Genomic DNA, 16,386 nt, shown 5'->3' on the forward strand with positions numbered 1-16,386 from the left:
CCCAGATCGTCCGGCGCAACTCATTCTGCATGAATCGAGGATGTCCTCGCCGCCCGCCACGCGCTATGCTGACGATCGACACCATTGCCCTTGGCCCGCCATGATCGTCCTTTACACTGATTTCGGCATCGACGACCCCTACGTCGGCCAGATGAAGGCCGCCTTGCTGCAGCACGGACGGCAGGACGTGCCGATTGTTGACCTGTTGCATCGTGTTCCCGATTTCGATCCGCGGGCCGGGGCGCATCTGCTGGCAGCCTTGCAGACCCAGTTCGGCCCCGGCAGCGTGTTTCTCGCCGTGGTCGATCCCGGTGTCGGCGGTGATCGTCAGGCCGTGGTGCTGGAGGCCGACGGCAAGTTCTACGTCGGTCCGGACAACGGCCTTCTGGCGGTGGTTGCGGCGCGCGCGCAAACGTCGTGGAGCTGGCGCATCAACTGGCGGCCCGAGGGACTGTCGGTGTCGTTTCACGGCCGCGACCTGTTCGCTCCGATCGCCGCGCGCATTGCCGCCGGTGACTGGCCGGCGGCAGCACTCGCCGAATGCGCTGGCCTCGATCAGGCGATGTCGGCGGATGATCTGGCGGAAGTGATCTACATCGACCACTACGGCAACGCGCTGACCGGGATGCGGGCGGTCAATGTGCCGCAGGACACGCCGCTGGCGGTCGGTGCCGTACGCATCCCGCCGGCGCGGGTGTTCGCCGAAGTGCCAACGGGGCAGGCGTTCTGGTACGAGAACAGCGTTGGCCTGGTCGAGATCGCCGTCAATCGCGGCAACGCTGCGTCAGTGTTGGGTCTTGCCGTCGGCTCGCTGGTCAAACGCGCGACCTGAAGGCGTCGTGCGCGAGTCGATCTGCTTGCCGCTCTGAACACGCCGCAGCGCGACATCTGCCGGCGGTGAAAGGGACAGAACGGCGTTGGCTGGCCGGTTCATGCCCCGCTGCTGCACCGACTCCGTCAGCACAATCCCTGAAATAACCGCAGTCGCTTGGCGGGCACCACGGAGCGGCGGCACAAGCTTTCATTCAGGGCGGATTTTTGTCGGGTCCGCTCGCTCGCTCAAGCCCCTGGTCGCTCATTGATACGGGATCTTCCAATGGTTCCAGGTGGGTCGTGACGTGCGCGTGCAGCAGGCACTGGCGAATCTCGTCCTCGATCCGCTCGACGCAGTCGTGACCCTGCTGCACGGTCCAGTTGCCTGGTACCAGAACGTGCAGGCTGACGAAGCTGCGGCTGCCCGACTGGCGCGTGCGCAGGGCATGAAAATCAAGACCCTGCTGACGATACACTGCCAATAGGGATTCGATCTGCGCCAGCCTGTCCGGTGGCAGGGAGGCGTCCAGCAGACCGGCAAGGGAACGCCGCATGAGATGCCAGGCGGTCCAGACGATGTTTCCGGCAACCAGCAGCGCGATCGCCGGATCAAGCCACAGCCAGCCACTCAGCCAGACCAGGCCGACGCCGACAATGACCCCTGCCGAAGTCCACACATCGGTCATCAGATGCTGTGCGTCGGCCTCCAGGGTGATCGAATTGTTCTCCTTGCCGACTTTCATCAAGGTGCGGGCGGTGGCGAGGTTGACCACTGATGCGAGCACGGAAACCATCAGCCCGACGCCCACCGCCTCCAGCGGCTGCGGCTGCAGCAGCCGGGCAATCGCCGCATAGCCAATGCTGACCGCCGCGAGGAGGATCAGGAAGCCCTCGAAGGCACTGGAGAAATACTCGGCCTTGCTATAGCCGTAAGCGTGATCGTCGTCCGCTGGGAGAGCAGCCAGCGTCAGCATCCACAACGCCATCAATGCGCCAGCCAGGTTCACGAACGATTCGATGGCGTCGGACAATAGGCCGACCGAGCCGGTCAGCCACCACGCCACGCCCTTGAGCAGGATGGTGGCAGCAGCGGCCGCGATGGATAGCCAGGCGTAGCGTGTCAGCGCCGACCGTGGGATGGGTTCTGCCGCCATTACGCCACCTCCCGCGGCGTGCTCGTGATACGCTCGATGCCGCCTTTCGCGCGCTGCGGTCGGGCGCCATGGTGGCAGCAGGCCGTTCCCCGGCATCGATCAGGCGGCGACTGCGTTGGCACGCCCTCGACACCTCGCCCGCTGTTGGCATGGACCAGGCAGAAGCCCATTTCAGCCAGCGAGAAAGTTGAATGCCAGCCCCGCCGTGGCGCCGGCGAGCAACCCGAGCGCCACGTCCTGCGGCGTGTGGCGGGACAACACCAAGCGTGACCAGGCTACCCCGACGGCCAGCAAGAGCAGCGACAACATGCCCAGGTAGCTCGGCCACAGCAGCAGCGCGGAAAAGGCGGCAAACCCCGCATGCAGCGACAGTTTCAGCCAGCGACGCAGCAGATGCGCGAACACCACCAGCGCACCGCCCAGCGCCAGTCCGAGGGCTATTGCCGGCGGTTGGCCGAGCCACCACAGCACAGCGGCTGCTGCGAAAAGCAGTGGTGCCGCGAACAGATTGAGTTGCATCCGTTCCCGCGGGAGCGATGCATCAACGTGCGTCCAGCAGCCTGTCCGTACTTGCGCCAGGCTGTAGACAAGGATAATCAACGCGACCAGAAGCGAAACGGCGGTCGCGACAAGCAGGACCTGCACCGGAGCCTGCCTGATCGACGCTCCTTGGACGACAGCGGCTGGCACCAGCAACGCGGGATGGCCGATCAGCGACAAGGCGCGCGCGGCAAGGGTGCGAGAGATGAGGTCCAAGGTTCGAGCTAGCGCGCCGGCAGCTGGGGGCTGCCAGCAACAGCGGAGAACGCCGTGAAAACGTTGCTCAGCACGACAGGCTGGCGCAGGGGCAGGATGGCAGCTGGCTGAACAACTGGCATCACGAAGGTCAGGATGGTCATGGTCTTGCAAGTGCTGGCGTGTGGATCGGAAGATTGGCGAGAACTCTTGGTCGCAAGTTGTGTGTAAGGATAGCACTGCAGGATTGGCAGGATCCTTGAAATCCGGAGCAGAGCTGCCGTGCGACGACCCGTGACTGTCCAATGACCCTCAGAGACGATCCTTTCACGATCCTTGGCGTAAAGGAGGAGGCGTCGCGCGAGGAAGTCAAGCGCGCCTACCGGCGGATGGCCATGTTCTGGCACCCGGATCGCAACCCTTCGCCGATCGCCGGCAGCGAATTCAAGCGGGTGCACGCGGCCTATGAGCTGCTGTGCGATCCACAGCGCCTGGCCGTGTGGCGGCAAACGTCGGCGGCCGAGGCGACCCCCGGCGACCCTGTGGCCGAGAACGTTGGCGCTGATCTGGTACAAGCCCTCATACTGACGCTCGAAGAGGCGGCATCGGGTTGTCGCAGGAACGTTGAACTGATCGACTGCGTTCCCTGCGACAACTGCGCTGGCAGCGGACGGGTGCAGCACGATCATCTGGTGCCCTGCCCAACCTGTAGCGGTTGTGGTCGGGTGTCGCGCCCGGGCGGCCGGACCAATCGCTGCGATATCTGTGCCGGGCGCGGATACCTGCGCGAGACCGCCTGTTCGGACTGCACGGGCAGCGGCTGGCAGCAGGCGCTGCGCACGCTGGCGGTCACCGTGCCGCCCGGGCTGCTCGACGGCGAGCGCCTGCGGCTGACCCGGCAGGCACCCCGGCCAGTCGGTGGCGAGAAGGCCGTTGCCGGCGACCTGTATCTCGAGATCCGCTTCGCTGCGCATGCGCTGTTCGTCCTGCAGGGTCGTGACCTCCATTGCCAGGTGCCCGTAAGCGTCTTCCGGCGGCTTGCCGGCGGGCGCGTCGAGGTGCCGACGCTGACTGGCAGTGCCAGCCTCGAACTGTCGCCCTGGGCGCAACAGCCTGGCGAACATCGGCTGCCGGGCTACGGCTACCCCGGCAAGCGCGCGCGTGCTGCCGGCGACCTGGTGGTGCATCTGGCGAGCATCGACCCGCACGTCGGTCCCGAGGATATCGAACTTCTCGAAGGTCTCGAAGACCGGCTGGCCGCGGATCTCGATCGCCGTGCGCCCGAACTGGCGGCCTGGGAGTTGCAGATGCGTGCGCGCAGGCAGGGGGCGAGCGGCTGAGGGCAGTTTACAGGCGTCGTCCGACGGCCGTCAGATAGGGCAGGGCAACGAAGGGCCAGAGACCAGCCACCCAGCGGGTCAGACCATTGAAGTTGAGGAAGTGTCCCTGACGCCAGGCGGCCAGTGCCGCTTCCGAGTAAGGGTTTGCCGGCGTCAGGTTTACCAGCGTCGTGCCGGCCATCAGGGCAACGCCTGCCAGGGCGACGCGTATTGGCCCTGGCAGCAGCAACATCAGCGATAGCAGCACACCACCAACCAGCAGGCCCAGCCGGGCGCCCGGCGTCAGCCAGGCGAGGGCGTCCTGTGGGGCGACGAGGATGGCCGCGGCGAACGTCCTGATCGCCAGGGCGAGGACGAAGAAGGCCACGAGGGCGAGATGCGGAGCCGCCCGGTCGGCCAGCAGGGTTCGTGCGAAAAGACCGATGACCACGGTGTTGCAGGCGATGACCGCGGCCTCGATGACGAAAAAGGAGTGCGCCGCGTAGGGCACGGCCGGCGTCAGCTCGATCACGCTGCGCAGGTCGCCTGTGCCGAAGAGCAGTGTTTCCGGTGATGACTGGGTCAGCAGCCACATGCCCAGCAGAACCAGGCCCAGTTCGACGTGCGCGATCGGGGCCAGTAGTTCCTGCTGGAGCTGGCCGATGCGCCTGAAGATGCGCTTGCCGTTGCAGAACGCGAGCACGGCCCCGATGGCTGTTCCGGCGGCGTTGCACGCCAGGTCAAGATTCGATGGCACGCGCGCCGGCAACCAGTTCTGCAGGCATTCCAGGGCGAGGCTGAGCAGGCTGCCTAACAACACGGCGATGATGGCGCCAGACCAGCGGCCGCCCGGCAGTCGGCGCAGCGCGAGCGCCAGGAGGAAGCCCAGCGGCAGATAGGCAAGGATGTTTACCGCGAGGTCGAAAACCGTCCAGTAGCGAGGCCAGGCGGCGTCGACAAACGCCAGCGGTGGGACGCCGAGGTCACGCCAGTTGGCAAAAGGATAGAGGCTGGCATAGCTGATCAGCACCAGGTAAGCCAGCGACAGATAGAGCGGCAGCCGTGTCGGCCGTGGCGGCGGTGCTGGTCTCCGGATTTCGTCAGCCAGTGGCGTGTTTTGCAGGGCTCGCTCCATAAGGTCGAAGGCAGGCAACAAGAAAAGCGCAATTGCAACGAGGCTTCGCCGCCAACCGACGGCTGACGTGGCGGGTTGCGGTAAGTCCCGGCGCCAGCTGTATTGCCTTGACTTGGCCGGAATAGCCCGGGGCAGTCGGAAATCGAGGCTGAACGGATGTGCCAACGTCTTGCGTCTTGAACACCGAAGGACAACCTGACGTTACCACAAAGTGTTGGTGCAGTCCTGGCGCATCACGGGAATCGTCGAGCGGCTCCGCGTCGGCTGCGTGCATCAGGCGCAGAAAGGCGTGGTCGCCAATCTCGGGGAAAAGTTGCGCACCGTGTTTTCCAAGAAGGCGACCGACGGCGCCCGCAGCGTCGCCGACGAGCAGCTCATGATCGCCTGCGCGACGTCGGGGGTGTGTTCGAGGAGCCGCGTCGGCAATACCCGTTGGGAATCGGTTTCGATCAGGCCGCTGAATTGCTCGGGGTTGATCAGCGCTGCCGAGTAGGCAATGAAAATCGGTGCGAAGGTGATCGCGTATTGACTTGGCTTTTCAAGGCCAGCGATACTCGCACGGATGGCCTTGCACTTCCTCTCCTTGGCGCAAGCAAGCCTGCTCCATCTGGGGCGGCGGGCGCGTGCTCGCTGGGCTTCCTGGCTACGTGTGCTTTTGCTTGCGGCGCAGATCATCGTTCTCGCCCTGGCGTCCTCGAGCTACCGAAGTGGCCGGCAGCGTCAGACCATCCTGCGCCACATCTATCTGGCCACAGCTCCGTTGCTGACCTGGTTCCTGGTTCTCTCGGCGCTTATCAGTCTGGTTCTGATACGCATCGTGGTCGCCACTGCGGTGAGCTACGGCCTCTCGCAGTACGCACTGGAAGTCGTGGTGCGCACGCTGGTGCTGGAACTCATCCCGCTCTACGCGGCGATGTTCGTCGCAGTGCGCTACAGTATGCCCAATGCGCACGGGATTCGCGAGCGTCTCGCTGGGCTGGAGGACGGCGGTATTCGCCGCTCCGAGCAGGAACTGCTCCAGGCCGTATTGCTGCCGTGCGCGCTGGCGGCGGCATTTTCAGTGCTGTTGCTGGCGGCGCTCAGCTGTGTCGTGGCACTGGGGCTGAGTTACCTGACGGTCTATGGTTTTTCGCCTTGGGGCCTGTCCGCCTACACGCACAGCGTGGGAAAGGTGTTCTCGGCGCCCGTGACGCTGATTTTCTCCCTCAAAACCCTGTTTTTCAGCCTCGCCGTGGCCATCGTTCCGATGGCCGCGACCGCTCAGCGCGATGCCGATGGACGCTACAGCCGCGGCAGCGACATCACGGAACTTGCCCGGCTGTTTTCGGTGGTTCTGCTGGTCGAAGTCGTGTCCCTGCTCGGCAACTATTATTGATTGACTTCGCATGAACGAGTCCCCGCCTCTCACGACGGTTCGTCCCGCCGATCAGTCGCCCCAGGTAGTGAAGAACCTGGAGCTCAAGGCCGCGCTGTTGCTGCTGCTCATGATGGTGCTGGTGCTTGCGTCGGGAGCCTATGTGCTCTACGCGCGTGGTGTCTTTGAGCGCACCCAGCAACTGGTGCTGCTTGCCGACGACTCGGAAGGCGTGCTGGTAGGCATGGACATGACCTTCGCCGGCTTTCCGATCGGTCGCGTGGCGCGCATTGAGCTTGCTGATGACGGCAATGCCCGCATCCTGATTGACGTGAAGAGCAGGGATGCCCGCTGGCTGCGCAGTTCCAGCGTCTTTACCATGGAACGTGGCCTGGTTGGCGGCACGCGCATCCGCGCCTTTAGTGGCGTCCTCGACGACCCGCCGCTCGAGGACGGTGCCGTCCGCCAGATCCTGCGTGGCGATGCGCTGGCCGAGCTCCCCCGCCTGGCCGCTTCCGTCAGTGAGCTGCTGGAAAATCTCACTGCGCTGACGGCAGCGGATGCGGCGCTGTTGGCAAGCCTGACCAATTTGCAGACCGTCACCGAAAAGCTCAAGGGGCCGCAGGGCGCGCTGGGCGTGCTGCTGGGCAACGAGGCCGAGGCGCGCAAGCTGGTCGAGCGGACAAGCGCGCTGCTGGCGCATGCCGATGTGCTCACCGGCCGCCTCGACAGCCTGGTGGCCAACGCCGACCGCCAGGTCTTTGGCCAGGCCGCCAGACCGCACGGAGTCGCGGAGCAGGGCGGCCTGGTCAGCGAAACACGCACCACCGTCAAGCAGCTCAACGGGCTGCTGGCCGAAGTACGCGGCAGCCTGCAGAAAGTGGATGCCGTGCTGGTCGATGCGCAGGCCATCGCTGGCAACACGCGTGTGGCAACGACCGATCTCGACGCGCTGCGCAGCGAGGTCGAAGCCACTTTGCGCAAGGTCGAGCATCTGGTCAACGAGGTCAACCGCAAATGGCCCTTTGCCCGCGAGACGGAGATCAGGCTGCCATGAGAAGAGGTGGAAGCCGGCTCTTGCCGGCGCTGGCCACCACGCTGGTGCTCACCGCCTGCGCAGGAGCCCCGCCGCCGCCCGACTGGCAGATGAACGCCAAGGGTAGCCTGGAGCGTGCAACCGAGGCTTATCTCAGTGGCAACGGCCGGCGCGAGGCGCTGGAGTTTGCCCGTGCCCGCGCCGAACTGGCGCGCACCGGCCGCGCCGATCTGCTGGCTCGCAGCGAACTGTTGCGCTGCGCCACGCGCGTCGCCAGCCTTGAAATGGGCGCCTGTTCCGCCTACGAAGCGTTGGCGGCGGATGCTGCACCACCCGAGCAGGCCTATGCGCGCTACCTCTCTGGCCAGGTAGAACCCGCTGATGTGGCTTTGCTGCCGAAGGCGCAGCAGGGTCTTGCCGCCAACCCGGCAGCGCCCGATGCCGCGCTCGCCGCGATCAGCGATCCGCTCTCGCGACTGGTCGCCGCCGGCGTCCTGTTGCGCTGCGGAGCAGCGACGCCTGGCGTCGTCGCGCAGGCAGTGGACACCGCCTCGGCGCAGGGCTGGCGTCGTCCGCTTCTGGCCTGGCTGAAGGTGCAGCAGCAGCTCGCTCAAGCGGCTGCTGAGGTTGACGAGGTGGCGCGCCTGCAGCGACGCATTGACCTGGTGCTGGGTGCAAAGCCATAGCTTTCCACGGATCCCGACCGCCTTGCCCGGGAGTCCAGCGCTGACGCATTGGGCTTCCATCACTTCGCTCCAATGGACATCTCCCGGGGCCCGAGGCTACTCGTAGCGTGATAGAATGACGGGCTTGATCAAGACGACGACATTCCCGCCGAAGTCACGTCGCCAGCGGATGGAAGATGGAAGCTTTCGCCAAAGAAACACTCCCGATTAGCCTCGAAGACGAGATGCGTCGATCGTATCTCGATTACGCGATGAGCGTGATTGTGGGGCGTGCCTTGCCCGACGCGCGCGATGGTCTCAAGCCGGTGCATCGACGCGTTCTGTTCGCGATGCACGAGTTGTCGAACGACTGGAACAAGCCGTACAAGAAATCGGCACGTATCGTCGGTGATGTCATCGGTAAGTACCATCCGCATGGCGACACGCCGGTTTACGACACCATCGTGCGCATGGCGCAGGATTTCTCCCTGCGCTACATGCTGGTCGATGGACAGGGCAACTTTGGTTCGGTGGACGGCGACAACCCGGCAGCGATGCGTTACACGGAAGTACGCATGGCGCGCATCGGCCACGAGTTGCTGGCCGATATCGACAAGGAAACGGTTGACTTCGGGCCCAATTACGACGGTTCGGAGGAGGAGCCGTTGGTCTTGCCGGCACGAATTCCAAACTTGCTGATCAACGGCTCTTCGGGTATCGCGGTCGGCATGGCGACCAACATCCCGCCGCACAACCTCAGCGAGGTGGTCGATGCCTGCCTTGCGCTGCTCAACAACTCCGACGTAACGATCGACGAACTGATCGATCTGCTGCCGGCTCCCGATTTTCCGACGGCCGGCATCATCTACGGCGTCTCGGGTGTGCGCGAGGGTTATCGCACCGGGCGTGGCCGTGTGGTCATGCGGGGCAAGATTCACTTCGAGGACATTGACAAGGGCAACCGCCAGGCGATCATCATTGACGAGCTGCCGTACCAGGTCAATAAGCGGACGCTGCTCGAAAAGATTGGCGAACTGGTCAACGAGAAGAGGATCGAGGGTATCTCCGATCTGCGCGACGAGTCGGACAAGTCGGGCATGCGCGTGGTGATCGAGCTGAAGCGTGGCGAAGTGGCTGAAGTGGTGCTCAATTGTCTGTACAAGCAGACGCAGCTCCAGGACACCTTCGGCATGAACATGGTCGCACTGGTCGACGGCCAGCCTCGGCTGCTCAACCTCAAGCAGATGCTGGAGTGTTTTCTCTGGCATCGGCGAGAGGTTCTTACCCGGCGGACCGTTTTCGAGTTGCGCAAGGCGCGCGAGCGCGCGCATATCCAGGAAGGCCTGGCGGTGGCGCTGGACAATGTCGACGAGATCATCGCGCTGATCAAGGCTTCGCCGACGCCCGCCGACGCCCGCCGGGGCTTGATGGCCAGACTATGGACTTCACCGACGGTGGCCGAGATGCTGGCTCGCGCGGCGCTCGACGCGACCCGTCCGGAAGGCCTTGGCCTGGAATACGGGCTGTCCAAGAACGGTTATCTGCTCTCGGAGGCGCAGGCGCAGGCGATCCTGGAGTTGCGCCTGCAGAGGTTGACCGGACTGGAACGCGACAAGATCATCGGTGATTTCGCGGAACTGCTCGAACGGATCGCCGACCTGATGGATATCCTGGCGCGGCCCGAGCGCATCACCGAGATGATCGTCGAGGAATTGACCGGCATTCGGGCGCAGTTTGGCGACAAGCGCCGCTCCGAAATCGTCATTCATACCCAGGATCTCGGGATCGAGGATTTCATCACCCCGGTCGACATGGTGGTGACGCTCTCGCACACCGGCTACATCAAGTCGCAGCCGCTCGCCGACTATCGGGCGCAGAAGCGCGGCGGGCGTGGCAAGCAGGCGGCAGCCATGAAGGCGGATGATTTCGTCGATCACCTGTTTGTCGCCAATACGCACGATTTCATCCTCTGCTTCACCAATCGCGGCCGTGTTTATTGGCTCAAGGTCTACGAAGTGCCGCAGGGGACGCGGACCAGCCGCGGCAAACCGATTGTCAACCTCTTCCCGTTCGAGGAAGGCGAAAAGATCAGCGCGATCCTGGCCGTCAAGGAGTTTACCGACGACCGCTACATCTTCATGTGCACGGCAAGCGGGACGGTGAAAAAGACACCGCTGTCGGATTTTTCCAATCCGCGCAAGAACGGCATCATCGCCGTCGCGCTCGATGAGGATGATGTCCTGATCGGGGTCGAGATCACCAACGGGACACAGGACGTGGTCCTCGTTTCCGATGCCGGCAAGGCGGTATGGTTCGATGAGGAAGACGTGCGGCCGATGGGACGGACGGCGCGCGGCGTGCGGGGGATGCGGCTGGGCGACCAGCAGCACGTGCTGTCGCTTCTGGTCGCCGACAACGACCAGCAGACTGTCCTGGTGGCGACCGAGAACGGTTTTGGCAAGCGCACCGCGCTGGCCGATTTCCGGCATTCGGGTCGCGGTACGCAGGGCGTTATTGCGATCGCCGCCAGTGAGCGCAACGGCAAGGTCGTCGCCGCCCGCCTGGTGCGCGATGAAGACGAAATCATGCTGATCACCACCGGTGGGGTGCTGATCCGCACGCGTGTCCGGGAGATTCGCGAGCTGGGTCGCGCGACCCAGGGTGTGACGCTGATCGCTCTTGACGCCGGTGAGAAGCTCGCCGGTCTGGAAAAAGTCGTCGAGAGCGAAGACGACGGCGATCTGGGGTCGGCCGAGAGTGAGGATTCACAGCCGGGAGAGGCACCGGCGGTGAATCCGGGCGCCGATCGCGAACAGGAATAGGGCGCATGTCTGACTGCCTTGGTCTCGGTGTCAGCTCGCTGAAGGTACGGTCGCCGTTGCGCGCCGGGGTTTGCGTGCCCGTTGGTCGGCTTGCGCATGCGACTCAGCGTCATGCTGGCAGCGAGTGATGGGTGACAATCTTCAGGACGAACTGACGGTCGTTCGCCAGCAGATCGACCAACTCGACGGGCAACTGCTTGAGTTGCTGAACCAGCGTGCGCGGTATGCTCAGCAGGTGGGCGAGATCAAGGCGCGTCATGGCGAGGCGGGCTTCATTTACCGTCCCGAGCGTGAGGCGCAGGTCCTGCAACGCATCCAGGAGAGCAACCCGGGGCCGCTGTCGAGCGAGAGTGTGACCTGGTTCTTCCGCGAAGTGATGTCGGCCTGTCTGTCGCTTGAACAGCCGCTCGGTATCGCTTTCCTTGGACCGCTGGGAACCTTCTCGGAGAGCGCCGTAACCAAGCACTTTGGCCACGCCGCCCGTTTGATGCCCCAGATTTCGATCGATGATGTTTTCCGCGAAGTCGAGGCCTGTCATGCCGATTACGCCGTGGTACCGATCGAGAACTCGACCGAGGGGGCCATTGGTCGTACGCTCGATCTGCTGCTGACGACGCCGCTCAAGATTTGCGGCGAGGTGGTGCTGCGCATCCATCAGCATCTGCTGTCAAACGAGACGGTGCTGGGCCGGGTGAGCAAGGTCTACTCGCACGCACAGTCACTGGCGCAATGCCATGAGTGGTTGAACCGCTCGTTACCGCTGGCGCAGCGCGTACCGGTGGCGAGCAACGCGCAGGCGGCGCAACTGGCGGCAGCAGAAGCGGGCGCGGCGGCGATCGCCGGCCAGGCTGCGGCGGAGCGCTATCATCTGCCGGAGTTGGCCAGCAACATTGAGGATGAGCCCAACAATACGACGCGCTTCGTCGTCCTCGGTCGTCACGATGCCGGGCCTTCGGGACGTGACAAGACATCCCTGATCATGTCGGCGCACAACCAGACCGGTGCGCTGAGCCAGCTGCTGGCGCCGTTTTCCGATGCCGGCGTTTCGATGACACGGCTGGAATCCCGCCCGGCGCGTCATACGCTGTGGGAGTATGTCTTCTTCGTCGACCTTGACGGTCACCGCAATGATGTGCCCGTGCGGACAGCGCTCACGGAGCTTGCCCGTCGCGCCCCATATCTCAAGCTTCTTGGTTCCTACCCGGTGGCGGCTTACTAGCAGCCTGTCGGACTTGGCGAAAAGATACTGCTTTTTTTCGAGGACCGCAGATGTCACTCCACGAGCAATCATTACCATACATTCGGGCCGTTTCACCTTACCAGCCAGGCAAGCCGATCACCCAGCTGGCGCGCGAGATGGGTCTTGCCGTCGACCAGATCGTCAAGCTGGCTTCGAACGAGAATCCTCTGGGCATGAGTCCGAAAGCACGAGCGGCAGTGGTCGAGGCGATGGCCAGCCTGGCGCGTTACCCGGATGATTTCGCTCTCAAGCAGGCGTTGTCCGAGCGGACCGGTCTGGGTATGGAACGTATCGTTCTCGGCAACGGATCCAATGACGTCCTTGATCTGATCGCAAGGGTGTTCCTTGCGCCGGGTCGTTCGGCGATTTTTGCCCAGTATGCCTTTGCCGTCTACCCGTTGGCGACGTTGACCACCGGGGCCGAGGGGATTGCGGTTGCGGCCAGGGATTTCGGTCATGATCTGCAGGCCATGAGAGCGGCGATCAGAGCCGATACGCGGTTGATCTGGATCGCCAACCCCAATAATCCGACCGGAACCTTTCTGCCCTATCCGCAGCTCAAGCTGTTCGTCAAGTCCGTGCCGGCGGATGTCGTGGTCGTTCTCGACGAAGCGTATAACGAGTACCTGCCGCCTGCCGAGCGATTCGAGACGACGGCCTGGCTGGCTGAAATGCCGAATCTGGTGATCACCCGTACGTTTTCCAAGATCTACGGTCTGGCCGGCCTGCGCATCGGTTACGCGCTGGCGTCGGCCGACATCGCGGACCTCATGAATCGCGTCCGCCAGCCATTCAACTGCAACAATCTCGCCCTGGCTGCTGCCGCCGCGGCGCTCGACGACCACCAGTTCGTCGCCGCCAGCTACGCGCTGAACCGTGCGGGCATGGAGCAGATCGTCGGTGGACTGAAGCGTCTGGGGTGCACGCACATTCCTTCGCACGGCAATTTCGTGACCTTCCGGGTGATCGATGCCTCCCTGGTGAACCAGAGCTTGCTCAAGCAAGGCGTCATCGTTCGACCGATCGCTGCCTACGGCATGCCGGACTGGCTGCGCGTCACGATCGGCACCGAAACTGAAAACCAGCGCTTTCTTGCCGCCCTCGAGGCATCGCTATGAACCACCAGCGCGCCTGGGGGCGGCCGTGAGCGGCGCGCCGTTGTTCGGGAAGGTTGTCGTCTTCGGCGTCGGGCTGATCGGGGGATCCTTCGCGCTGGCGCTGAAGGCCGCCGGACAGGCAGGAGAGATCGTCGGTTTCGGGCGCACCCTCGGTTCGCTGAACCAGGCGCTGCAACTGGGGATCCTGGATCGCGTCGGCTTCAACGTCGGGCAGGAGGTGTCGAATGCTGACCTCGTGCTGATAGCCACGCCAGTTGGCAAGACTGCGGAAATCATGGGCCGCATAGCCCCTTGCCTCGGACCGCAGACGGTGGTTACCGACGGTGGCAGCACAAAGGAGGACGTGGTCGCGGCAGCTCGCGCGCACTTTGGCGACAGGATCGGGCAGTTCGTTCCCGCCCATCCGATCGCCGGCGCGGAAAACAGTGGTGCGTTGGCCGCGCGGGCGGATCTCTATCGCGACAAGCAAGTGGTGCTGACGCCATTGCCGGAAAACGGTCCGCAGCGCGTGGCCCGCGTCCGCTCGGCCTGGGAGTGTTGTGGTGGCCTGGTCAGGGAGTTGACCGCAGCCGAGCATGACCGGATTTTCGCCGCGGTAAGTCATTTGCCACACCTCCTTTCGTTTGCCCTGGTGCATGAACTGGCGAGGCGCGAAAATCGCGATCTGTTGTTCGGCTTTGCGGCGAGCGGTTTCCGGGACTTCACGCGCATCGCTGCCAGTCACCCGGAGATGTGGCGCGACATTTGCTTGGCCAATCGGGCGGCTTTGCTAGAGGAACTTGACCGCTACCGCGCGCAACTCGACCAGCTGCGTGATGCGCTGCAACGGGGTGACGGTGCCGCCCTGGAGACGACCTTCGACCTTGCCAGGGCGGCTCGGCGCGAGTGGGCCGAACGTAAGGGGCAGGAGTGAGCGGGGACTTCATCGATCTGCCGCAGGTGCTGACGGCGCAGGGCAGGGTACGTCTGCCGGGCTCGAAAAGCATCTCCAATCGGGTTCTGCTATTGGCCGCTCTGGCCGTGGGGAGGACGGAACTGCGCGAGGTGCTGGTGTCCGACGACACGGCGCGCATGTTCGATGCACTTCGGACGCTCGGCGTAGCTGTCGAGTTGCTGGCAGATAACGCTGTTGCCATTACCGGTTGCGGTGGCATGTTGCCCGTTCGTCAGGCCGATCTCTTTCTCGGTAACGCCGGGACTGCCTTCCGGCCGCTGACTGCGGTGCTGGCTTTCTCTGGTGGTTACTACCGGCTGACCGGCGTGCCGCGCATGCACGAACGACCGATCGCCGATCTGGTCGATGGTTTGCGACAGTTGGGCGCAGACATCAGCTACCTTGGTGTCGAGGGCTTTCCGCCGCTGGCCATTCGTCCCCCCGCAAGCTGCGCGCTGAGTACGGTCAGAGTGCGTGGCGATGTGTCCAGCCAGTTCCTGACCGGTTTGCTGATGGCGCTGCCCTTGCGCGGCGTCGAAACCAAGGTGGAAGTGGTCGGCGAGCTGATCTCCAAACCCTACGTGGATATCACGCTGGCCAGTATGGCGAGTTTCGGCGTGCACGTGCTGCGCGACGGCTGGCGATGCTTTACAGTGCCGGCGGGCAGTTCATATCGCTCGCCAGGGGTGGTCCATGTTGAAGGCGACGCCTCGTCAGCTTCGTACTTTCTGGCCCTCGGCGCGATTGGCGGTGGGCCGCTGCGCGTCGAGGGCGTCGGTCTTGACTCGATCCAGGGCGATGTACGTTTTGCCGATGCCCTGGCCAGCATGGGGGCTCGAATCACTTCTGGAGCCAACTGGATCGAGGCATCCTCGCCGCTGCCCGATGTTGCTCGCGGGAGGCTGCAAGGTATCGAACTGGATTGCAACCACATCCCTGATGCGGCCATGACGCTGGCCACCACCGCTCTGTTTGCCGAAGGACCAACCACTCTGAGAAACATTGCCAGTTGGCGGGTCAAGGAAACCGACCGCATCGCCGCGATGGCGACCGAGTTGCGAAAGCTGGGTGCGGTGGTCGAGCAAGGCTCGGATTTCATCCGCGTCTTTCCGCCGGTCGGGGTTCAGGGTCTGCAGCCGGCCGCGATCGACACCTACGATGACCACCGGATCGCGATGTGTTTCTCGCTGGCGGCCCTCGGCACACCACTGCGGATCAACGACCCGCGGACGGTGGCGAAGACCTTCCCCGACTATTTCAAGTGCTTCGCGAAGCTTACCCGGGCGGTACCGGTGATCGCCATCGACGGAACCTCTGCCTCGGGCAAGGGGACGGTCGCCGCGCGCGTTGCCCAGACGCTTGGTTGGCACTACCTCGACTCTGGCGCCTTGTATCGCCTGACCGCATTGGCTGCCCGGCGGGGCGGAGTTTCCTGGGACGATGAAGCCGGCGTGGCGGCCATTGCTGCCGGGCTGGATGTCGAGTTTGCCGGGACCAGGATCACGCTGTCTGGCGATGAGGTTGCGGACGTCATCCGTAGCGAAGAAATCTCTGCGGCGGCTTCGCGGGTGGCGGCGCTTCCCGCCGTGCGTGCTGCCCTGTTGTTCCGGCAGCGCGCTTTCCGTCGCCCACCCGGGCTGGTGGCCGACGGGCGCGACATGGGTTCGGTGGTCTTCCCTGATTCGGCGACCAAGGTCTTCCTCACCGCGAGCGTCGAGATGCGCGCCAGGAGGCGGCATAAGCAGTTGATCGAAAAAGGAATGGCTGCTAGTATTGCAGCCCTCTCGCTGGATCTGCGCGAGCGCGACGAACGGGATAGCCAGCGTAGCGTCGCTCCGATGCAGCAGAGTACGGATGCTGAATTGCTCGACACGACGAACCTGACCATCGAAACAGCGGTGGCACGGGTGCTGGACTGGGTCAACAAGGTTCCGAAAAGTGGGTGAAGCGGCTGCTGCCGTTTGCCCAAGGTGTCACCAGCTCGACGCGTCGTTCCGTTGGCCCGCGGCTCTGCCGCCCGGGGTCTGTCGGTGCAGTGTCCTTGCTTCCCCGCTAGGGTGA

Annotated in this window: 15 protein-coding genes; 11 read left to right on the plus strand and 4 right to left on the minus strand. The window is 64.1% G+C overall.

Features of this window, described 5'->3' with window-relative positions; genetic code table 11:
• Positions 1-100: 100 nt before the first annotated feature.
• On the plus strand, positions 101-832 hold the full coding sequence (locus V5B44_RS08660; protein WP_332359098.1) for an SAM hydrolase/SAM-dependent halogenase family protein: 732 nt from the start codon (positions 101-103) through the stop codon (positions 830-832).
• A 193-nt stretch (positions 833-1,025) separates the two neighbouring features.
• Here V5B44_RS08660 and V5B44_RS08665 read toward each other — a convergent pair whose 3' ends face one another.
• The 3 genes from V5B44_RS08665 to V5B44_RS08675 form a co-directional block, all read right to left on the minus strand.
• Positions 1,026-1,967 (minus strand): cation diffusion facilitator family transporter, encoded by a 942-nt coding sequence (locus V5B44_RS08665; RefSeq protein ID WP_332358678.1) that lies wholly within the window; start codon positions 1,965-1,967, stop codon positions 1,026-1,028.
• Between the two features lie 171 nt (positions 1,968-2,138).
• Positions 2,139-2,723 carry a hypothetical protein gene (locus V5B44_RS08670; protein ID WP_332358679.1) on the minus strand — a complete coding sequence of 195 codons (585 nt, stop codon included), beginning with the start codon at positions 2,721-2,723 and terminating at the stop codon, positions 2,139-2,141.
• A gap of 8 nt (positions 2,724-2,731) precedes the next feature.
• Positions 2,732-2,866, minus strand: coding sequence for a hypothetical protein (locus tag V5B44_RS08675; protein WP_332358680.1), 135 nt, complete (start codon positions 2,864-2,866; stop codon positions 2,732-2,734).
• Between the two features lie 141 nt (positions 2,867-3,007).
• Between V5B44_RS08675 and V5B44_RS08680 the strand changes: the two genes are divergently transcribed.
• Positions 3,008-4,042, plus strand: a complete 1,035-nt coding sequence (locus tag V5B44_RS08680; protein WP_332358681.1) for a J domain-containing protein — start codon at positions 3,008-3,010, stop codon at positions 4,040-4,042.
• Between the two features lie 7 nt (positions 4,043-4,049).
• Here the strand turns inward: V5B44_RS08680 and V5B44_RS08685 are convergent, their stop codons facing one another.
• Positions 4,050-5,177: a VanZ family protein gene (locus tag V5B44_RS08685; RefSeq protein WP_332358682.1), complete on the minus strand. Its 1,128-nt coding sequence runs from the start codon at positions 5,175-5,177 to the stop codon at positions 4,050-4,052.
• A gap of 196 nt (positions 5,178-5,373) precedes the next feature.
• Between V5B44_RS08685 and V5B44_RS08690 the strand changes: the two genes are divergently transcribed.
• The 9 genes from V5B44_RS08690 (at position 5,374) to V5B44_RS08730 (ending at position 16,271) form a co-directional block, all read left to right on the plus strand.
• Complete coding sequence (locus tag V5B44_RS08690; RefSeq protein ID WP_332358683.1) at positions 5,374-5,649, plus strand: hypothetical protein; 276 nt, start codon at positions 5,374-5,376, stop codon at positions 5,647-5,649.
• Between the two features lie 69 nt (positions 5,650-5,718).
• Positions 5,719-6,531: an MlaE family ABC transporter permease gene (locus V5B44_RS08695; RefSeq protein ID WP_332358684.1), complete on the plus strand. Its 813-nt coding sequence runs from the start codon at positions 5,719-5,721 to the stop codon at positions 6,529-6,531.
• A 10-nt stretch (positions 6,532-6,541) separates the two neighbouring features.
• A complete protein-coding gene (locus V5B44_RS08700) occupies positions 6,542-7,567 on the plus strand; it encodes an MlaD family protein (RefSeq protein WP_332358685.1) in 1,026 nt (341 codons plus the stop codon).
• Positions 7,564-8,232 carry a hypothetical protein gene (locus tag V5B44_RS08705; protein ID WP_332358686.1) on the plus strand — a complete coding sequence of 223 codons (669 nt, stop codon included), beginning with the start codon at positions 7,564-7,566 and terminating at the stop codon, positions 8,230-8,232. The genes V5B44_RS08700 and V5B44_RS08705 overlap by 4 nt, the downstream gene beginning before the upstream one ends.
• 176 nt (positions 8,233-8,408) lie before the next feature.
• Positions 8,409-11,033 carry a DNA gyrase subunit A gene (gene gyrA, locus V5B44_RS08710; protein ID WP_332358687.1) on the plus strand — a complete coding sequence of 875 codons (2,625 nt, stop codon included), beginning with the start codon at positions 8,409-8,411 and terminating at the stop codon, positions 11,031-11,033.
• 127 nt (positions 11,034-11,160) lie between these two features.
• Positions 11,161-12,252, plus strand: a complete 1,092-nt coding sequence (pheA, locus tag V5B44_RS08715) for a prephenate dehydratase (protein WP_332358688.1) — start codon at positions 11,161-11,163, stop codon at positions 12,250-12,252.
• Positions 12,253-12,302: 50 nt separating this feature from the next.
• Positions 12,303-13,391 (plus strand): histidinol-phosphate transaminase, encoded by a 1,089-nt coding sequence (gene hisC / locus V5B44_RS08720; protein ID WP_332358689.1) that lies wholly within the window; start codon positions 12,303-12,305, stop codon positions 13,389-13,391.
• A gap of 25 nt (positions 13,392-13,416) precedes the next feature.
• The gene (locus tag V5B44_RS08725; protein WP_332358690.1) at positions 13,417-14,304 is read left to right on the plus strand and encodes a prephenate dehydrogenase; all 888 of its coding nucleotides are present in this window, start codon (positions 13,417-13,419) and stop codon (positions 14,302-14,304) included.
• Positions 14,301-16,271 carry a bifunctional 3-phosphoshikimate 1-carboxyvinyltransferase/cytidylate kinase gene (locus V5B44_RS08730; protein ID WP_332358691.1) on the plus strand — a complete coding sequence of 657 codons (1,971 nt, stop codon included), beginning with the start codon at positions 14,301-14,303 and terminating at the stop codon, positions 16,269-16,271. Before V5B44_RS08725 ends, V5B44_RS08730 begins: the two co-directional genes overlap by 4 nt.
• The last annotated feature ends 115 nt before the right edge of the window (positions 16,272-16,386 follow it).

The organism is Candidatus Accumulibacter necessarius, from assembly GCF_036625085.1.

What these genes read in the sequence shown, in the direction of transcription:
- V5B44_RS08680 (WP_332358681.1), top strand. Translation starts at nt 3,008, where the DNA reads ATGACCCTCAGAGACGATCCTTTCACGATCCTTGGCGTAAAGGAGGAG.
- pheA (WP_332358688.1), top strand. Translation starts at nt 11,161, where the DNA reads ATGGGTGACAATCTTCAGGACGAACTGACGGTCGTTCGCCAGCAGATC.
- V5B44_RS08665 (WP_332358678.1), bottom strand. Translation starts at nt 1,967, where the DNA reads ATGGCGGCAGAACCCATCCCACGGTCGGCGCTGACACGCTACGCCTGG.
- V5B44_RS08675 (WP_332358680.1), bottom strand. Translation starts at nt 2,866, where the DNA reads ATGACCATCCTGACCTTCGTGATGCCAGTTGTTCAGCCAGCTGCCATC.
- V5B44_RS08695 (WP_332358684.1), top strand. Translation starts at nt 5,719, where the DNA reads ATGGCCTTGCACTTCCTCTCCTTGGCGCAAGCAAGCCTGCTCCATCTG.
- V5B44_RS08700 (WP_332358685.1), top strand. Translation starts at nt 6,542, where the DNA reads ATGAACGAGTCCCCGCCTCTCACGACGGTTCGTCCCGCCGATCAGTCG.
- hisC (WP_332358689.1), top strand. Translation starts at nt 12,303, where the DNA reads ATGTCACTCCACGAGCAATCATTACCATACATTCGGGCCGTTTCACCT.
- V5B44_RS08705 (WP_332358686.1), top strand. Translation starts at nt 7,564, where the DNA reads ATGAGAAGAGGTGGAAGCCGGCTCTTGCCGGCGCTGGCCACCACGCTG.
- gyrA (WP_332358687.1), top strand. Translation starts at nt 8,409, where the DNA reads ATGGAAGCTTTCGCCAAAGAAACACTCCCGATTAGCCTCGAAGACGAG.
- V5B44_RS08660 (WP_332359098.1), top strand. Translation starts at nt 101, where the DNA reads ATGATCGTCCTTTACACTGATTTCGGCATCGACGACCCCTACGTCGGC.